17 protein-coding genes are annotated in these 16,775 nt (G+C 65.3%); 14 read left to right on the top strand and 3 right to left on the bottom strand.

Going from position 1 to position 16,775, the window contains the following annotated elements; all coding sequences use genetic code 11:
* Positions 1-132 precede the first annotated feature (132 nt).
* The 3 genes from fghA (at position 133) to rpoH (ending at position 2,905) form a co-directional block, all read left to right on the top strand.
* Complete coding sequence (gene fghA, locus U858_RS0125260; protein ID WP_025139915.1) at positions 133-996, top strand: S-formylglutathione hydrolase; 864 nt, start codon at positions 133-135, stop codon at positions 994-996.
* A gap of 95 nt (positions 997-1,091) precedes the next feature.
* Complete coding sequence (locus U858_RS0125255) at positions 1,092-1,781, top strand: hypothetical protein (protein WP_025139914.1); 690 nt, start codon at positions 1,092-1,094, stop codon at positions 1,779-1,781.
* Positions 1,782-1,984: 203 nt separating this feature from the next.
* Positions 1,985-2,905: an RNA polymerase sigma factor RpoH gene (gene rpoH, locus U858_RS0125250; RefSeq protein ID WP_369797722.1), complete on the top strand. Its 921-nt coding sequence runs from the start codon at positions 1,985-1,987 to the stop codon at positions 2,903-2,905.
* Positions 2,906-3,218: 313 nt separating this feature from the next.
* On the opposite strand, the gene cpdA is transcribed toward rpoH, so the two are convergent.
* Positions 3,219-4,058 (bottom strand): 3',5'-cyclic-AMP phosphodiesterase, encoded by an 840-nt coding sequence (gene cpdA / locus U858_RS0125245; RefSeq protein ID WP_025139912.1) that lies wholly within the window; start codon positions 4,056-4,058, stop codon positions 3,219-3,221.
* Between the two features lie 187 nt (positions 4,059-4,245).
* Here cpdA and U858_RS0125240 point away from each other — a divergent pair, with 187 nt between their 5' ends.
* Positions 4,246-6,966 carry a cation:proton antiporter gene (locus tag U858_RS0125240; RefSeq protein ID WP_025139911.1) on the top strand — a complete coding sequence of 907 codons (2,721 nt, stop codon included), beginning with the start codon at positions 4,246-4,248 and terminating at the stop codon, positions 6,964-6,966.
* A 24-nt stretch (positions 6,967-6,990) separates the two neighbouring features.
* Here the strand turns inward: U858_RS0125240 and U858_RS0125235 are convergent, their stop codons facing one another.
* Positions 6,991-7,797, bottom strand: a complete 807-nt coding sequence (locus tag U858_RS0125235) for an NUDIX domain-containing protein (RefSeq protein WP_025139910.1) — start codon at positions 7,795-7,797, stop codon at positions 6,991-6,993.
* 291 nt (positions 7,798-8,088) lie between these two features.
* On the opposite strand from U858_RS0125235, the gene coxB reads away from it, so the two are divergent.
* The 5 genes from coxB to U858_RS0125210 all read left to right on the top strand — a co-directional run bounded on the left by coxB (position 8,089) and on the right by U858_RS0125210 (position 12,259).
* The gene (gene coxB, locus U858_RS0125230; RefSeq protein WP_025139909.1) at positions 8,089-9,246 is read left to right on the top strand and encodes a cytochrome c oxidase subunit II; all 1,158 of its coding nucleotides are present in this window, start codon (positions 8,089-8,091) and stop codon (positions 9,244-9,246) included.
* Positions 9,247-9,347: 101 nt separating this feature from the next.
* Positions 9,348-10,955 (top strand): cytochrome c oxidase subunit I, encoded by a 1,608-nt coding sequence (gene ctaD / locus U858_RS0125225; RefSeq protein WP_025139908.1) that lies wholly within the window; start codon positions 9,348-9,350, stop codon positions 10,953-10,955.
* A 34-nt stretch (positions 10,956-10,989) separates the two neighbouring features.
* Positions 10,990-11,118: a cytochrome oxidase small assembly protein gene (locus U858_RS36285; RefSeq protein WP_025139907.1), complete on the top strand. Its 129-nt coding sequence runs from the start codon at positions 10,990-10,992 to the stop codon at positions 11,116-11,118.
* Positions 11,119-11,120: 2 nt separating this feature from the next.
* On the top strand, positions 11,121-11,345 hold the full coding sequence (locus tag U858_RS0125215; RefSeq protein ID WP_006392371.1) for a DUF2970 domain-containing protein: 225 nt from the start codon (positions 11,121-11,123) through the stop codon (positions 11,343-11,345).
* Between the two features lie 38 nt (positions 11,346-11,383).
* Complete coding sequence (locus U858_RS0125210) at positions 11,384-12,259, top strand: cytochrome c oxidase subunit 3 (RefSeq protein ID WP_025139906.1); 876 nt, start codon at positions 11,384-11,386, stop codon at positions 12,257-12,259.
* Between the two features lie 177 nt (positions 12,260-12,436).
* Here the strand turns inward: U858_RS0125210 and U858_RS0125205 are convergent, their stop codons facing one another.
* On the bottom strand, positions 12,437-12,637 hold the full coding sequence (locus tag U858_RS0125205) for a twin transmembrane helix small protein (RefSeq protein WP_025139905.1): 201 nt from the start codon (positions 12,635-12,637) through the stop codon (positions 12,437-12,439).
* Positions 12,638-12,673: 36 nt separating this feature from the next.
* Between U858_RS0125205 and U858_RS0125200 the strand changes: the two genes are divergently transcribed.
* The 5 genes from U858_RS0125200 (at position 12,674) to U858_RS0125180 (ending at position 16,721) form a co-directional block, all read left to right on the top strand.
* Positions 12,674-13,471, top strand: coding sequence for an SURF1 family protein (locus tag U858_RS0125200; RefSeq protein ID WP_025139904.1), 798 nt, complete (start codon positions 12,674-12,676; stop codon positions 13,469-13,471).
* Positions 13,472-13,559: 88 nt separating this feature from the next.
* Positions 13,560-14,135: a hypothetical protein gene (locus U858_RS0125195; protein ID WP_051593692.1), complete on the top strand. Its 576-nt coding sequence runs from the start codon at positions 13,560-13,562 to the stop codon at positions 14,133-14,135.
* 21 nt (positions 14,136-14,156) lie between these two features.
* A complete protein-coding gene (locus tag U858_RS0125190; protein WP_025139902.1) occupies positions 14,157-15,191 on the top strand; it encodes a heme A synthase in 1,035 nt (344 codons plus the stop codon).
* Between the two features lie 13 nt (positions 15,192-15,204).
* Positions 15,205-16,098, top strand: a complete 894-nt coding sequence (gene cyoE, locus U858_RS0125185) for a heme o synthase (RefSeq protein WP_025139901.1) — start codon at positions 15,205-15,207, stop codon at positions 16,096-16,098.
* A gap of 17 nt (positions 16,099-16,115) precedes the next feature.
* Positions 16,116-16,721, top strand: a complete 606-nt coding sequence (locus tag U858_RS0125180) for an SCO family protein (protein WP_025139900.1) — start codon at positions 16,116-16,118, stop codon at positions 16,719-16,721.
* Positions 16,722-16,775: the final 54 nt, after the last annotated feature.

Here is a 16,775-nt window from a genome sequence, read left to right as displayed (position 1 = left end):
CACGGAATCGATACTTTTTATAAGAAGGACCCCGTTTCGGGCAGGTTAACATTCGGCGACGGATCGTCGTACCGTGGATATACCCTAATCCCGACCGTGCTCATTTCAGCCTCATCCCCCCGGAGATCGCCCATGCCCGCCGCCCTGGAACTCATTTCCCAGCATCGCTGTTTTGGCGGCACGCAGCGCTATTACCGCCATGATTCGGCCGAGATCGGCCTGCCGATGCGTTTCTCGGTGTTCGTGCCGCCCCAGGCCGAACACGGCCCGGTGCCGGTGCTGGTCTACCTGGCCGGCCTGACCTGCACCGAAGAGACCTTCATGATCAAGGCGGGCGCGCAGCGCCTGGCCGCCGAACTGGGCGTGATGCTCGTGGCGCCCGACACCAGCCCGCGTGGCGCCAACGTGCCCGGCGAAGACGAAAGCTGGGATCTCGGTACCGGTGCCGGCTTCTATGTGGACGCCACCACCGCGGCCTGGCGCGGCCACTACCGCATGGACAGCTACGTCACGCGGGAACTGCACGGCATCATCACCAGCGCCCTGCCCGGCGACGCCGCGCGCGTCGGCCTTTTCGGCCACTCGATGGGCGGCCATGGCGCCCTGGTGCTGGCACTGCGCAACCCGGGCCAGTACCGTTCGGTGTCGGCCTTCGCACCCATCGCCGCGCCCAGCCAGTGCCCCTGGGGCAAGAAAGCATTCGGCGCCTACCTGGGCGACAACCCGGACGACTGGGCGGCCTACGACGCTTCCCGCTTGATGGCTGGCCTGCGCCAGCCCTTCCCCGACGGCATCCTGATCGATCAGGGCACCGCCGACCAGTTCCTGGCCGAACAGTTGTATCCCGAGGTATTCGAGGCCGCCTGCGCTGCAGCCGGCCAGCCGTTGACGCTGCGTCGCCAGGACGGCTACGACCACGGCTACTACTTCATCTCGACGTTCATCGAAGATCACATCCGGTTTCACGTCGAACGGCTTGGAAAACCGGCCGTCTGAGGCCCCGCTTCTATACTGGGCAGCCTGCCGCGGCAGGCTGTCGGCGCCCGGTGCGCCACCGCCCGCCCCGCCGTTCTCGTTAAGGACCGCCTGATTTGATCAACGGAATCGCTCCCTTCGTCTGGATCCTGCTGGCCGCGATCGTCCTGTTCCTGCCGGGCATCGCGATGCTGCTGGGCAAGGGCGGCCCGCGCGACGAGCGCGGCCGTCGCACCTTCCAGTTCCGCCCGGTGCGGCGCCTGTTTGGCCTGATGCTGTTGCTGCTGGGCGGCGTGTCCGGCTTGCTGGCCTTGTCGCTGGTGCAGTTCTTCAGGCTGACCACCGACCAGCCGGTTGCCCGGATCGAGGCGCGCCAGCAGGCCGACGGCCAGTTCCAGGTCAGCGCCACCGCGCCGGGCGTGGGCGCCCGGCAATATGTGTTGTACGGCGACCAGTGGCAGATCGACGCGCGCGTCGTGCGCTGGCGCCTGCCGGCCCTGATGGCCGGCGTGCCGCCGCTGTATCGCCTTGAACGCCTGTCCGGCCGCTACAGCGACGCGGCGCGCGAAGCCTCGGCTACCCGTTCGGTACACGCCCTGGACGACTGGCCTGCGCCGGATCTGGGCCAGCTCAAGCAAAGTTTCCCGAACTGGTTCCCCTTCGTCGATGTCCAATTCGGCAGTGCGGCCTACATGCCGCTTTTCGACGGCGCGAAGTACCAGGTCTTCCTGGACCCCCGCGGCGCCCTGTTCGTCCGCCCGGACGGCGAGTCCACCGCCGAGGGTTTGAAGCGCCTGGGTTGGTAGGGGGGGGGAGAGCCCCCACGCTGCACGCGCTTCGCGCGCTTGCTGCCCCCCGTGGGGGCTGCCCGCCCTTGGGACGGCCCGGCGGGCGGGCGGCTTTGCTTTTGCAGGGAAAAATAAATAGGGACGCGCTTAGCGAAGGAAACTTTGACGCGCCGCAATAGTCGAATTAGCACTCCCTTTACTAGAGTGCTAACATCGAATCCATGTCTTTACCCCTTCGCTTTCCGGAGACCGCCGCTATGAAACAACCCAGTACCTCGTTGGCCGCTTCCGGCAACGCCCTGGCGTTGGCCATTGCCAATCCGGGCGCACTCGGCACGATCGACGCGTACATTTCCGCAGTCAATCGCCTGCCGGTCCTGTCCGCCGAGCGCGAGACCGAACTGGGCCGTCGCCTGCGCGACCAGGAAGACCTGGGCGCCGCGCGCGAACTCGTGCTGTCGCACCTGCGCCTGGTGGTGTCGGTGGCTCGCCAGTACCTGGGCTATGGGTTGCCCCACGCCGACCTGATCCAGGAAGGCAACGTCGGCCTGATGAAGGCCGTCAAACGCTTCGACCCCGAGCGCGGCGTGCGCCTGGTGTCGTTCGCCGTCCACTGGATCAAGGCCGAAATCCACGAATACATCATTCGCAACTGGCGTCTGGTCAAGGTGGCTACCACCAAGGCCCAGCGCAAGCTGTTCTTCAACCTGCGCAGCATGCGCCCCGACGGCCAGACGCTCGACCCCGAACAGGTCGATCACATCGCGCGCGAACTCAATGTGCGCCGCGAAGACGTCAGCGAAATGGAAGTGCGCCTGTCCGGCCGCGACATGTCGCTTGAAAACCAGGACGACGATGACGACAGCTACGCGCCCATCGCGTACCTGTCCGACGAAGGCCGCCAGGAACCGACCCGCGTGCTGGAACGCGCCGCGCGCGACCAGCTGCAAAGCTCGGGCCTGTCCGGCGCCCTCGAAGCCCTGGACCCGCGCTCGCGCCGCATCGTCGAAGCCCGTTGGCTGCAAGACGACGGTGGCGCCACGCTGCACGAACTGGCGCAGGAATTCGGCGTATCCGCCGAACGCATCCGCCAGATCGAAGCGGCCGCACTGAAGAAAATGCGCGGCAACCTCGCCGCCTGATCCTGCATTCGCGCCACGCAAAGGGCTGCCTCGGGCAGCCCTTTTCTTTTGCCGGCGCCGCCTGCGCGTATGCCACGTCGCCGATACAGGCAGGGCGATGCGAGACGCCAATAAATTGATACAAATTCATCGTGAAATAACGCGCGATTCCAGAAACTTAATGAGGTGCGCACCGCCTAACTTCACGTAGACCGCAAACTTTGGTTGGCAGTCTTGTCATCCGTCTCGGCTTCTCCTCTTTCCCCTCCCCTATGAGACGGATGCTTGCGGGGCACCACGCATATGGTGCCCCGTTTTTTATTGCGCGAAGCATCTATGCTGCCTGCGCGCTGCCCGGCTCGGCCTGCGCCGTGTGCCACAGCGCATCCTGCACGCGGCGCACGCCGGTGGCCATCGAGCCGTCTTGGTAGAGCTTGATCCAGCGATAGCCCGGGGCCAGGTTGTCCACCACGTGCTTGCCGTCGCGGATGCTGAACTGAAAGCAGGTGGACGGGGTGGCCAGCATGCGCAGGTTGTGCCGGCGGCGATCGAATTCGTGGTGCACGTGGCCCCACAGCAGCACGCGCACCTGCGGCCAGCGCGTCAGCAGCTTGAACAGCGCCTGCGGGTTGTCGATCATCATCGAGTCGTGCCAGTGGCTGTCGATCTGCATCGGGTTGTGGTGCATGGCCAATAGCGTGTGCCGGCCGGGCGCCTCGGCCAGGGCGGCTTCCAGCAAGTCCAGCTGGCTGTCGGGCAGATGGCCGGCGTTCGAACCCGGCACGGTGGTGTCCAGCGAGACCACGCGCCAGGCGCCCACGTCGGTCACGGGCACCGACCACTCGGGCAGTTCCTGGCGCATCGCCGCCGGCAGGTCATGGTTGCCGGGCAGGCAGCGAATCTGCGCGCCTTCCAGCGCCGGGGCCGAGCCGAGGGTGGCCGCCAGGCGCCGGTAGGCCGCGGGTTCACCGTCCTGGGACAGGTCGCCGGTGGCCAGAAGCAGGTCGGGATGCTTGCCGTCGGCCTCGATCTGGCGCAGCACGGCGCGCAGGCTGGCATCGGTATTGACGCCCAGCATCACGGTTTCGGGCTCGCCGAACAGGTGGCAATCTGTCAATTGGACAAGCATGGCCGGGGGATCATTGCGCCGGGCCAGGGTGTGGACGCGTGCCAAGTGCGGCTCCTGCAAAGTTCTGCACGGCCACTACCTTACCGAAAAAGTCGCGGCTCGGCGCATGCGCAGCGGTCGGGATGGCGTAACGAAACGTGGTGGGTCATGCGCCCACGGCAGGACTTGCGCGAAAACCCGCTATTCTTGTGGAACTTCTCACAAGCTTCATGATCGGGACGCGGCGTTTTCCATGGATGTAGGTTTTCTCGTATTCGGCCTGGCCGGCCTGTTGACACTGGTGTGCTTCATGCCGCCCCTGGCCGGTCGCCTCAAGCTGCCCTACTCGGTGCTGCTGGCTATCGTCGGCTGCTTGCTGGGCATCATCGTGCACGTGCACGGCTGGGCGCCCAGCTGGATCGGGGATTTCCTGGATTCGCTGGAACGGTTCGAGATCTCGTCCGAGACCTTCCTGATGGTCTTCCTGCCGGTGCTGCTGTTCGAGACTGCGCTGTCCATGAACGTGCGTCGGCTGATGGACGACATCGGGCCCATCCTGATGATGGCCATCGTGGCCGTGGTGGTGTGTACGGTGGTGGTGGGCGTGACGCTGGACGCCATTTCGCCCTACGGCCTCGTGGTGTGCCTGCTGCTGGGCGCCATCGTGGCGACCACCGACCCGGTGGCCGTGGTGGGCATCTTCCGCGAAGTCGGCGCGCCCAAGCGCCTGACCACGCTGGTTGAAGGCGAAAGCCTGTTCAACGACGCGGCGTCCATCGCCTTGTATTCCGTGCTGCTGGCCGTTCTGGGCGGGCACGGCGAACTGACCGTCAGCGGCATTTTCAACGACTTCATCGTGCACTTCATCGGCGGCGGCATTGCGGGTTTCGCCATGGGGCGCCTGGCCTGTTTCCTGTTCGCCTGGCTGCGCGGCTTTCCCACCGCCGAAATCACGCTGACGCTGACGCTGGCCTACCTGTCGTTCTTCATTTCCGAGCATTACCTGAACGTGTCGGGCGTGGTTGCCACCGTGATCGCGGGCCTGGTCGTCGGGTCCACCGGGCGCACCCGCATGTCGCCCACCACCTTCGAATACCTGTCCAGCGCCTGGGAACAATTCGGATTCTGGGCCAATTCCCTCATCTTCCTGTTCGCCGCCATGCTGATTCCCAAGCTGATGGCCGCGGCCGATTGGCAGGAACTGGTGCTGGTCGGGGTCGTGTTCGTGGTGACCCTGGTGGCGCGTGCGATCGTGGTGTTCGGCCTGTTGCCCCTGCTGGGCCTGACCAAACTGGGCACCAAGGTCAGCAATCCCTATAAGGCGGTGATGCTGTGGGGCGGCCTGCGGGGCGCAGTGTCGCTGGCGTTGGCGCTGGCCGTGACCGAGCAGACCGGCGTGCCCGAAGAGGCGCGCCAGTTCATCGCGGTGGCCACCACCGGGTTCGTGCTGCTGACCTTGTTCGTCAATGGCATCAGCCTGCGGCCGCTGATCCGCATGCTGGGGCTGAACCAGCTGTCGCCGGTCGAGCGCACTATCCGCAATCAGGCGCTGGCTGTGGCGCTGGAAGACCTGCAAGGCAAGACCGACGAGGTCGCCAAGACCGAACACATCGGCACCGAGGTGCGCGACCGCATCCGCGCCGTGTTCGACGCCAGCCTGACCAGCGTGCACGACGGCCAGGTCAGCCAGATGAGCGACGAGCAGCGCGTGTCGGTCGGCCTGGCCATCGTGGCGCAGCGCGAAGAGGAAATGTTCTTCGACATTCTCAAGGCGCAGATCGTGGACTGGCGCATGGCCGAGGCGCTATTGGCGCGGGCCGAACGGCTGGAGGACGCCATCCGCATGGGCGGGGTGCCGGGCTTCGAGCGCGCCATCGTGGCCGACGTGCGCTATTCCACCGGGTTCCGGCTGGCCCTGCGGCTGCATTACCTGTTCGGCTTCCAGGGCTGGCTGGCGCGCGAGCTGGGCCAGCGATTCGCCAACCTGATGAGCAAGCGGTCGGTGGCGCAGCGCCTTATCGTGTTTGCGCGCGAACAGATCACGCCTCTGCTGGGCGAAACGGCCACGCAACGCATCGTGTCGCTGCACCAGCGCCGGCTGGACCTGATCGACAACGCCATGCAGGCCCTGAACCTGCAATACCCTTCGTATGCGCAGTGGCTGCAGGAAAGCTACCTGGGGCGCGTGGCCCGCGAACTTGAACGCATCCGCTACCGCGACATGCTCGAGCAGTTCCTGATCAGCGGCGAGGTCTATGCCGACCTGATGGCGCAATTGAAGAGCCGCTGGGCCCACATCGACACGCACCCGCCGCTGGACATCGAAATGAGCGCGGCTGACCTGATCAACCGCGTGCCGCTGTTCGAAGGCCTGTCGGCTGATTCGTTGCGGGCCATCAGCAAGCTGCTCAAGCCGCGCCTGGCGCTGCCCGACCAGCGAGTGCTGACCAAGGGCCGGCATGGCGAGGAAATGTGTTTCGTGGCCTCGGGCGCCGTGGCGGTCCACCTGCCCGACAACACCATGATCGAACTGGGCAGCGGCGAATTCTTCGGCGAACTGGGCTTGCTGGGCGAGCAGCAGATCGCGCCGGAGGTGACCTCGCTGGGCTACAGCAAGCTGCTGATGCTGGCGTCTCGCGATTTCCATGCGCTGCTGGCGCGCGACGAGCACCTGCGTGAGCGCATCCAGGTGGTGGCCAAGCAGCGGCTGCGCGCCATCGAGGTCTGGAAGCAGTTTTCGCAGGCGAACGCCGCGCCAGCGCCGGTACCGGCGCCGGTTTCCGCGCCTACGCCTTCGCAGGCGGCAGAGGCTGCCGAGGCCGCGGGCGCCGCGGGGGCTGGCGGCGTCGATGCCCAGGCTTCACGCGCCTTGCGTGAAGCGGGCGAGCATGAGGCGCCTTCGCACGGCGCGCCTTCGCATGAGGCCCCCCGGCGCGACGACCTCTTGGGTGAACCCGGCGTACAGCCGCGCTAACGCGGTCGCGAGCCGGCCGGCGCGTCAGATCTCGCCGGCCGCCTGGCGCTGCATGATGTCTTCAAGAATCACCAGCGCCGCTTCCAGCGTGAATTCACCGTCGGCCACCCGGCGTACCGCCGTGGCCACGTCGACGGCGGCGATTTCCATGACTTCGCCGTCCCGGTTGGCCGGCCGGGCATCGGCCGCCAGCACGCAGGTGCTGGTCAGCACGTCTTCGACCTGATAGCCCTCGGGCAGGCGGCGGTGGATGCGCAAGATGGTGCGCAGCGGCGTGCGCTGAACCAGGTCGGGTGCGTCCAGGCCGGCTTCTTCGCCGCATTCGCGCACCAGCGCGGTTTCCAGGTCTTCGCCACTGCCCGCCAGTCCGCCCACCAGGGTGTCCCACATGCCGGGGTCGGTGGACTTGCTGAGCGAGCGGCGCGCGATCCAGACGCGGCCATCGGGCGTCCAGGCATTCAGGTGCACGGCCTTGGTCAACAGGCCCAGCGGGCGTACCGCTGCGCGCTCGATCGCGCCGATGGCGGTGTCGCCGTCCAGCACGTCCAGCAATTCATCACGCCAGCCGCGCAGGCAGTTGGCTTGGCGCAACAGTTGCGCGGCCTGTTCGAGCACGGCGTCCAGTTCGGCGCCCGGGGCAAGCGCCGCGCCGATGCGCAGCGCGTCGTCGTCGGCATCGATGTGATCCGCGCCGTGCAGCGCGTCGCACGCGGCATGCGTGGCCCAGCCGCAGCGCCGCCCCGCTATATATAAAGCGTGGGCGCCCACGGGGGCGGCCTCTTGGGCGCGCGCGCTCAGGTCGGCATATAAATCGGACAACTGCTTGGGCATCGTGGGGTCGTTGTGATGAGACTGAGCGGGATTTTATGCCACCCTGTTTGCCTGGCGCGTCAATAGGGGTCGGCCAGATGGGGGCGGGTAGCATGAATTCAAGAGCACAAACTTACATCTATTTGTGCGTCCGCTATAATCCGCCAGTTTCTTTGTGATTTCGAGTGGGAATGCGGGGGCCGCTCTATCTCCCTGCCTAGCCCTGCCATCTAATAATTGCGCGTAGTCCTGTTGCAGTGACATCCGTGCCACTAGGCGACAAGGGCCCTCGCGCCGTGTTTCGAGGTAAGCATGAAGAAGTGGAGAGGGATACTGGGGGCTTGTGCGATGCTGATTGGCAGCGTGGCCGGCGCTCAGGTGCAAGACATGCCCGGCGGCCCGAAGGTCAATCAGCTGAACCTGCACGAAGGCGTCACGCAGATCACGCGTGATGTCATGTGGCTGCACTGGATGCTGCTCACGATCTGTATCGTGATTTTCGTCGGCGTCTTCGGAGTGATGTTCTACTCCATCTGGGCGCATCGAAAGTCCCGCGGCCACAAGCCGGCGACCTTCCACGAACATCTAGGCGTGGAAGTGGCCTGGACGGTCATCCCCTTCATCATCGTCATCGCCATGGCGCTGCCGGCCACCAAGACGGTCGTCGCCATGAAAGACACTTCCAGCGCCGATCTCACCGTCAAGGTCACCGGCTACCAATGGAAGTGGGGCTACGAATATCTCGATGGCTCCGCCGCCGGCATCAAGTTCCTCGCTACGCTGTCGACGCCGCGCGCCCAGATCGAGAACCGCGAGCCCAAGGGCGAGTTCTACCTCATGGAAACGGACAACCACATGGTGGTGCCCGTCGACAAGAAGGTCCGCGTCGTCCTCACCGCGGCCGACGTCATCCACTCCTGGATGATTCCCGATTTCGGCGTCAAGCAGGATGCCATCCCCGGCTTCCTGCGCGATGCCTGGTTCCGTGCTGAAAAGCCCGGGATCTACCGTGGCCAATGCGCAGAACTCTGCGGCAAGGACCACGCCTTCATGCCCATCGTCGTGGAAGTCCTGGCGCAGGCCGACTACGATAAGTGGGTCGAAGACGAAAAGAAGAAGATGGCGGCAAACGCCGACGATCCCAATAAAGAGTGGACGGAAGCCGAACTGGTTGCCCGTGGCGAGAAGGTCTTCGCCGCCAATTGCGTGGCCTGTCACCAGGCCAACGGCAAGGGCATTCCGGGCAGCTTCCCCGCGCTCGACGGAGACAAGGTTGTTCTCGGCCCGAAGGCTGGCCAGATCAACACCGTGCTGAAGGGCAAGCCCGGCACCGCCATGGCGGCGTTCGGACCCGTGCTCAATGATGTCGAAATCGCCGCGGTCATCAGCTATACGCGCCATGCCTGGAGCAATGCCGGCAAGGGGCAGGACCCGACAGTGATGCCGAAGGATGTCGCGGCCGCGCGTTGAGCGCGCCGCGTTTTCCCATCGTCAGAGCTGGTTCCGTTTAGTTAGAGATACCCTGCCGGTTCCGTGGAACGGGGCCGGCACTCAGCAGGAAGGAGTCCATCATGAGCAGCGTCACTGTAGACCACGTGTCGCCGGGCCACGGCCACGGTCACGATGACCACCACCACGCCATGCCGACCGGCTGGCGCCGCTGGCTTTTCGCCACGAACCACAAAGACATCGGGACGATGTATCTCATCTTCTCGTTCGTCATGCTGCTCGAGGGCGGCACGCTGGCATTGCTGCTGCGCACCGAGCTCTTCGAGCCGGGCCTGCAGTTCTTCCGCCCCGAATTGTTCAACCAGTTCACCACGATGCACGGCCTGATCATGGTGTTCGGCGCCATCATGCCGGCCTTCGTGGGCTTTGCGAACTGGATGATCCCGATGCAGATCGGCGCGTCCGACATGGCGTTCGCGCGCATGAACAACTTCAGCTTCTGGCTGCTGCCGGTGGCTGCGATCATGCTGACCGCCTCGTTCTTCGTGCCGGGCGGCGCCACCGCCGCCGGCTGGACGCTGTATGCGCCGCTGTCGCTGCAGATGGGCCCGGGCATGGACCTGGCCATCTTCGCCATGCACATCATGGGCGCCTCGTCCATCATGGGCGCCATCAACATCATCGTGACCGTGCTGAACATGCGCGCGCCCGGCCTGACGCTGATGAAGATGCCGCTGTTCTGCTGGACCTGGCTGATCACCGCGTTCCTGCTGCTGGCCGTGATGCCGGTGCTGGCCGCGGCCATCACCATGGTGCTGACCGACCGCCACTTCGGCACGGGCTTCTTCAACGCCGCGGCCGGCGGCGACCCGGTGCTGTACCAGCACGTGTTCTGGTTCTTCGGGCACCCCGAGGTCTACATCATGATCTTGCCGGCGTTTGGCATCGTGTCGGCCATCGTGCCCGCCTTCGCCCGCAAGAAGCTGTTCGGCTACGCCTCGATGGTGTACGCCACCGCGTCGATCGCCGTGCTGTCGTTCATCGTGTGGGCGCACCACATGTTCACGACGGGCATGCCGGTGACCGGGCAGCTGTACTTCATGTACGCCACCATGCTCATTTCCATCCCGACCGGGGTGAAGGTGTTCAACTGGGTCGCCACCATGTGGCGCGGGTCCATGACGTTCGAGACGCCGATGCTGTTCTCGATCGGCTTCATCTTCGTGTTCACCATGGGCGGCTTTACCGGCCTGATCCTGTCGGTGGCCCCCATCGACATCCAGGTGCACGACACCTACTACGTGGTGGCGCACTTCCACTACGTGCTGGTGGCCGGTTCGCTGTTCGCGCTGTTTGCCGGCACCTATTACTGGGTGCCCAAGTGGACCGGCCGCATGTACAGCGAAAAGCTGGGCAAGCTGCATTTCTGGTCGACGCTGATCTCGTTCAACGTGACTTTCTTCCCGATGCACTTCCTGGGCCTGGCGGGCATGCCGCGCCGCTATGCCGACTACGCCGCGCAGTTCACGACGTTCCACCAGATCGCCACCATCGGCGCCTTCTGGTTCGGCCTGTCGCAGCTGATCTTCCTGTGGGCGGTGCTGCGCTGCTACATGGGCAAGGGCGAAGTCGCCTCGGCCAAGCCGTGGGAAGGCGCCGAAGGGCTGGAATGGACCGTGCCGTCGCCGGCCCCGTTCCATACCTTCGAGACGCCGCCCGAAGTCAAGTAAGTCCGACCCCTACAACGCAACAGGCAGCATAGCAATGACACCCGAGCAGCGCCGTCGCAACAAGATCGCAGGACTGATTCTGCTGGTATTCGTCATTGCCGTGTTTGCCTGGACCGTATTCCGCGGGTCGGCGCTGTTGACGGGCAAGGCCGTCGGCGGCTAGCCATGAGCGATGACCTGCGCGAATCCGCCCAGCGCAAGCTGAGCTTTCTTCAGACGATGAAGGCGGTGGCGTGGGGGTTTTTCGGTGTCCGCAAGGGCGCAGGCTACCGCGAGGACAGCGCCCGGCTCAATCCGGTCCATGTGATCGTGGCGGGGTTGTTGGCGGCGGCCATCTTCGTGACCGTGCTGGTGTTAATTGTGCGTTGGGCCGTATCCAGCCTGACTTGAATCACTTAATTCTATAAATCAGTACCAGGGAGAAAGCCATGAGTGCAAGCCACTCGGTTCAAGGAAAAGAGGCACCGTACTACTTCGTGCCCGCCGACTCGGGGCACCCCGTGCGCACGGCCGTGGCGCTGCTGCTCATGGGCCTGGGCGCCGCGGGCTGGATCAACGGCGTCAGCTGGGCCAAATGGTCGGTCCTGGTGGGTTTCGTCGCGCTGATCGTCATCTTGTACTACTGGTTCGGCGACGCCATCCAGGAATCCGAAGCCGGCATGAACAGCAAGCGCATCGACGGTTCGTACCGTTGGGGCATGAGCTGGTTCATCTTCTCGGAAGTGATGTTCTTCGCGGCGTTCTTCGGCGCCCTCTGGTACGTGCGCACCATCACCACGCCGTGGCTGGGCGACATGGACCACCGCCTGATGCTGTGGCCCGACTTCCAGGCCGTGTGGCCCAACTTCGGCCCGGCCGGCGTGGTCGAGCACTTCCAGACCGTCGGCCCCTTCTGGCTGCCCACGATCAACACCGCGCTGCTGCTCAGCTCGGGCGTGACCCTCACCATCGCCCACCACGCGCTGCGTGAAAACCACCGCGGCAAGACCATGTTCTGGCTGGCCGCCACCGTGATCCTGGGCTTCATCTTCGTGGCCTGTCAGGCCGCCGAATACCACCACGCCTATACCGAGCTGAACCTCAAGTTCAATTCGGGCGCCTATGGTTCGCTGTTCTACATGCTGACCGGCTTTCACGGGTTCCACGTGATCCTGGGCGCCACGATGCTGACGGTCATCCTGATTCGCCTGATGCGCGGCCACTTCACGGCCGACCATCACTTCGGCTTCGAAGGCGCCGCCTGGTACTGGCACTTCGTGGACGTGGTGTGGCTGGGCCTGTATCTGTTCGTCTACTGGTTCTAAGGGACGGGTCCGGCGTTGCCGGGCCTGGGCCGATCGGCTGAACGGGGCGAGGCTTGCGGGCCGCCGGCAAAAACCGGCGCCGCGGGTCTCGCCCTTCGCACAAGGGCGGTCCGTGTTCCAATACGGCTGGCCGGGCGGTGCAACCGCCTGGCATCCGGGAACCGGCTGGGGGTTGGCCTATCTAAAACCGGTACTTTCGATCCAGCCCATGTGGTGGGCGAACAGCACGAACAGGAACAGGGCCACCGACAGGCCGATGCGCACCGTCAGCGCATTGACCGTGCGGCTGGTAGTGCCTTTGTCCCGCATCAGGTAGACCAGGGCGGATGCCAGACTGGCCAGGATACCGATGAAGGCCAGAACGACGAAAACGCGCATGATGGTCTCCGGACAAATCAGAGTTATTGAAGACAAATGGCCCGACCGCATTCGACTCGCTACACCGTAGCCGCTTTACTTCTGCTTGGGATCGCCGTGGTGATCCTGACGTCGTTGGGCCAGTGGCAATTGCGGCGCGCCGATGAGCGACGCGCCATTCTGGCGGCTATCGAAGCCGGCCGCAAGCAAGCGCCGCTGGCGCTGTCGCCGACGACCGCGCCGGGCGACCTGAAGCCCTGGCGCGTGGCGCAGGCCACCGGGACGTGGTTGCCGCAATTCAGTGTACTGCTGGACAACCGCAACTACGAGGGCCGTCCGGGCTATTGGCTGGCCACGCCGTTGCTGCTCGATGGCCCCAGCCGCAGCGCCGTGCTGGTGCTGCGCGGCTGGCTGCCGCGGGTGATCCAGGGCCAGGGCGAGCCGACGCTGCCAGCCACGCCGCAGGGCGACCAGACCATCAAGGGCGAGCTGTCCGAGCGCGTGCCGCGCATGTTCGAAATCTGGTCATTGGGCAACAACGATACGTCCGCCCTGCCGGCTACCTTGCCGGTGGCCGGCGGCGCCGTGCCGCAGGTGCAGAACCTGCCGCTGGACGCCTACGCCAAGGCTACCGGCCTGACACTCTTGCCTACCGTGGTGAGCCAGTTCGGCTCCGGTGAAAACGATGCCCTGGTACACGACTGGCCCGAGCCGTCGGTGGACTTCCAGAAGAACACGTTCTACGCAGTGCAGTGGTTTTCGTTTGCCTTGTTCGCCGCCATCGCCTGGCTGGTGGTGCTGGGGGGCGCCATCAAGCGCATGCGCCAACGCGCGGCCAAGGATACGGCGGCCTGACCGCCCGGTTTTCACCACAACAGGACTCATAAAAAACGTGGCTCGCGACCTGACTTCTTCCAAACCCGCCAAGCGTTCGCTGGTGCCGATGGTGCTGGTGTTCCTGTGCTCGCTGGCGCCCATCGTGGCGGCGTTCGTTGTCTACATGAATCCGCAGTGGTGGCCCGAAGACGCTAGCAACTACGGCGAATTGGTGACACCGCAGCGCCCCATGCCGGCACCCGAGGCGCTCAAGCTGACCACGCTGGACGGCAAGCCCTTCGACCTGCAAAGCCTGAAAGGCAAGTGGCTGCTGGTGGCGGCCGACGGCGCGGCCTGCCCGGAAAGCTGCGCCCGCAAGCTCTACATCACCCGCAACACGCACGCCAGCCAGGGCAAGAACGTCGACCGGCTGGCGCGCGTATGGTTCATCACCGACGACGCGCCGGTGCCGGACAAGGTGCTGGAAGCCTACAAGGGCACGATCATGCTGCGCGCCGATCCGGACCAGCTGGCGCGCTACCTGCTGGCGCGCGACGCCGCGGCCGGACAGCCCGGCCTGCAGGCGCCGATCTGGGTGGTCGATCCCCTGGGCAATCTGATGATGCAATATCCCGCCGACGCCGACGGGGTGAAGGTGCGCAAGGACATCAGCAAGCTGGTCTATAACTCGCGCATCGGTTGATTTAGTCTTTAGTTGAATTCCATGGAACGCATCAAAGCGCGGTATCGCAAGCTCGTATTCTTCACCTGGTTCCTGACGCTGGACCTGATCATGTTCGGCGCCTTCGTGCGCCTGACGGATTCGGGGCTGGGCTGCCCGGACTGGCCCGGCTGCTATGGCAAGGTGACCCCGCTGGGTGCCATGGGCGACATCCATCAGGCGTCGCAGGCGATGCCGTTCGGCCCGGTCACGCTGTCCAAGGCCTGGATCGAGATGATCCACCGCTATGTCGGCACCATCCTGGGCATGCTGATCATCGCCATCGTCTACATGGCCTGGCGTTACCGCCGCGAACTGGGCCGCTCGCCGGCCCTGGCCGTGACCACGCTGGTGGCCGTCTGCGTGCAGGGCGCGTTCGGCGCCTGGACCGTGACACACAAGCTCATGCCCGCCGTCGTGACGGCGCACCTGGTATTCGGCCTGTCGGTGCTGGCGCTGATGACCTGGCTGTCGGCGCGCGAACGCCCGCACCTGGCCGTGGCGGCCGCGGCCGCGCGCTTCAAGCCCTGGGTGGTGGGGGGCTTTTTACTGCTGCTGATCCAGGTGACCCTGGGCGGCTGGGTCAGTACCAACTATGCCGCGCTGGCCTGCATGGATTTCCCCATGTGCCACGGCAAATGGGTGCCGGATATGGATTTCCATGGCGGTTATTCGATCATCCGGGGCCTGGGCGAACTGCCGTCCGGCGAAATGATTTCGCAGCCGGCGCTGACGGCCATCCATTGGGTGCACCGCAATTTCGCCTTCGTCGTGTTCGTCTACCTGGGCATCCTGGCCTGGCGCCTGCGGGCCGAACCCGGGCTGCGCGGGCCGGCCACCTTGATGCTGGCGCTGCTGGGCGCCCAGCTGCTGACCGGCCTGACCACCATCTTCTTCCAGTGGCCGCTTCTGATCGCCGTGTTGCACAACGGCGGGGCGGCGGGTTTGACCCTGGCCGCGGTGGTGCTGATGGTGCGATTGGCCACGGCCGGGCAGCCGCCAGCCGGGGGCTACGGCCCCAATTCGGTGCGCGTTTAAAATAGGGTCCATGATGACCAGTCTTGCCGCTCCCCAAACCGGATTGTTCCGCCAATACTTCGTACTCACCAAGCCGCGCGTCACGCAGTTGGCGGTGTTTTGTGCGGTGATTGGCATGTTTCTCGCCGTCCCGGGCGTGCCGGACATGCGCCGGGTGGTGTTCGGCACCATCGGCATCTGGCTGCTGGCCGCGGCCGCGTTCGCCATCAATTGCCTGATCGAGCAGGAAGTCGACGCCCGCATGCTGCGCACGGCGCGGCGCGCCACGGCGCGCGGCACCATTTCGGCTTTCCAGGTGCTGAGCCTGTCGGGCCTGCTGGGCGGCGCGGGCATGTTCGTGCTGTACACCCTGGTCAACCCGCTGACCATGTGGCTGACCTTCGCCACGTTCGTCGGCTATGCCGTGATCTACACCATCATCCTCAAGCCGCGCACCCCGCAGAACATCGTCATCGGCGGCCTGTCGGGCGCCATGCCGCCGGCCCTGGGCTGGGCGGCGGTGGCCGACTCGGTGCCGGCCGAAGCCTGGGTGCTGGTGCTGATCATCTTCATCTGGACGCCGCCGCACTTCTGGGCGCTGGCGCTGTACCGCAACCATGATTACGCCAAGGCCGGCCTGCCGATGCTGCCCGTCACGCACGGCCAGCAGTTCACCCGCCTGCATATCCTGCTCTACAGCATCGCGCTGCTTGCCACCACGCTCTTGCCCTACGCGATCCGCATGAGCGGCGTGCTGTACCTGGTGTCGGCGCTGGTGCTGGGCGGCATGTTCGTCTCGTACGCCTGGCGGCTGTACCGCGCCTACAGCGACGAGCTGGCGCGCAGCATGTTCCGTTTTTCCATTCTCTACCTGGCGCTGCTGTTCGGCGCCCTGCTGGTGGACCACTGGGTCGCCCTGCTGCGCTGACCCCCTGGAGGTTGTCGATGTCCGTATTTTCCGCCAGCCGGCGCCTGGCCTTGCGCCTGGCCACGGCCGCCGCTTTCACCGCCGCCCTGGCCGCCTGCGGCGACAATGCACCCGCCTTCAAGGGCAGCGACATCAGCGGCACGCAGCTGGGCCGCGGGCTTGAACTGTCGGACTACAACGGCAAGACGCGCCAGTTGCAGGACTTTGCCGGCAAGGTCGTGGTGGTGTTCTTCGGCTTCACGCAGTGCCCGGACGTCTGCCCGACGTCGCTGGCCGAATTGACCGAAGTGATGAAGAAACTGGGGCCTGACGCCGACCGCGTTCAGGTGCTGCTGATCACCGTGGACCCGGAGCGCGACACCCCCGAGGTGCTCAAGCAATACGTAACGGCATTCGACCCGCGATTTCTGGGTTTGACCGGCACGCCCGACCAGGTGAAGAAGGCCGCGGCGGCGTTCAAGGCGTATTACGCCAAGGCGCCCACCAAGGACGGCAACTACACGATGGACCACACCGCGGCGTTCTACCTGCTGGACGGCAAGGGCGAATCGCGGGTGCTGGCCAACAACAACATTGGGGTGGACGCCCTGGTGCACGATATCCAGGCCCTGCTCAAGGGCTGATCGGCACGGTGCTGGCAAAGGGGGCGGGCTGGCCTCCCGCCTGGGGCCTGCGGG

The organism is Achromobacter sp. DH1f (assembly GCF_000633435.1).
GTDB lineage: Bacteria > Pseudomonadota > Gammaproteobacteria > Burkholderiales > Burkholderiaceae_B > Achromobacter > Achromobacter deleyi.
The sequence above is the reverse complement of the archived record's forward strand: the minus strand, read 5'-3'. Positions and strand labels throughout refer to the sequence as shown.